The following is a 1,210-nucleotide window of genomic DNA, read 5'->3' as shown; positions in this document are numbered from 1 at the left end:
ACGCTCCCGCCGCCCGCGACGCCGGCGCGGCTACCGGCTTCGCCCTTGCCCTTTCTTCCTTGCTGCGCAAGGAAGGGCGGCGCCCGGAAAAGAGGAGGGCCGTGTGCTGGATCGGCACGGCGGATCTCGTCCGCGAAGCCGGTTTTCCCTACGCGCCCGGCCTGAAAAGGGTCTTCGGCCTGCCGGCGCATGACCTTCTGTTCTGCGCCGCCGGGAAGCTTGCCGATGCGCTGTGGATCGCCGAGGAGGCCTCCCGCCTGGACGATTTTGCCGCAGTCGTTCTGGAAATCCGCGGCAACCCCGCCCGTCTCGACCTCACGGCCACCCGGCGCCTCAACCGGCGGGCGCAGGAGAGGGGCCGGCCCGTTTTCCTGATCCGCGCGGCGTCCTTCGCCGAGCCGACGGCGGCACCCGTCCGTTTCCACGTCTCGTCCACACCGGCCGTGCCGCGCTCGACCCTGTCGGGCGCGCTTGAAGATTCGATCGGCCATCCCGCCTTCACCGTCGCCATCGGCAAGAGCCCCACCTCCTTGCCGGGAGAATTCGTTCTGGAGTGGAACCCCGATGTCCTCGCTTTTCACGAAATCCGGCCAGCGCATCCTCGCGCTCTGGTTCCCGCACCTGCCCACCGACCGCATCTTCCGGCAGCGGGCGGGACGGTCGTGGCGCTGCGGCGTGCCGGTGAAGCACCCGCCCCTGGCGATCAGTCATCGCGAGAAGAACGCCCAGCGCATCCTAGCCCTCGACGAGCGGGCTGAGGCGCTGGGGTTGAAGCCCGGCCTCGGCGTGGCCGATGCCCGTGCCATGCATCCTTCCCTCGAGGTCGTCGAGGCCGATCCGGAAGCCGACCGCCACCTGCTTACGGGGCTCGCCGACTGGTGCGACCGTTATACCCCACTCGTCGCCCTCGACGGCGCCGACGGCCTGTTCCTCGACATCACCGGCTGCGCCCATCTCTTCGGCGGCGAGGAGAAGATGATGCAGGACGTGCTGTCGCGCCTTCTCCGCCAGGGTTTCGACGCGCGCGCCGGGCTCGCTTCCTGTCCCGGGGCGGCCTGGGCGGCGGCGCGTTTTTCAAGCCCCTCGGTCATACCCTCCGGCAGGGAGGCGGACGCCATTGCGCCGCTCCCCCTTTCCGCCCTGCGCATCGACCCGGACATCCGGGCCGGGCTGGAAAGCGTCGGCCTCTATACGGCGGGCGCCATCCTGG

The 1,210-nt window shown here is 70.1% G+C and carries 2 protein-coding genes; both read left to right on the top strand.

What is annotated here, in order from left to right; genetic code table 11:
• Window positions 1-758: ImuA family protein (locus ACFP9U_RS25155; protein ID WP_378625623.1), on the top strand; the 758-nt coding region annotated here is incomplete at its 5' end.
• The coding region (locus tag ACFP9U_RS25150; RefSeq protein ID WP_378625620.1) for a Y-family DNA polymerase at window positions 682-1,210 on the top strand (529 nt) is incomplete at its 3' end. The genes ACFP9U_RS25155 and ACFP9U_RS25150, both read left to right, overlap by 77 nt.

Source organism: Nitratireductor sp. GCM10026969, assembly GCF_042660605.1.
Classification (GTDB): Bacteria; Pseudomonadota; Alphaproteobacteria; order Rhizobiales; family Rhizobiaceae; genus Chelativorans.
This window is presented reverse-complemented; position numbering and strand designations above follow the sequence as displayed.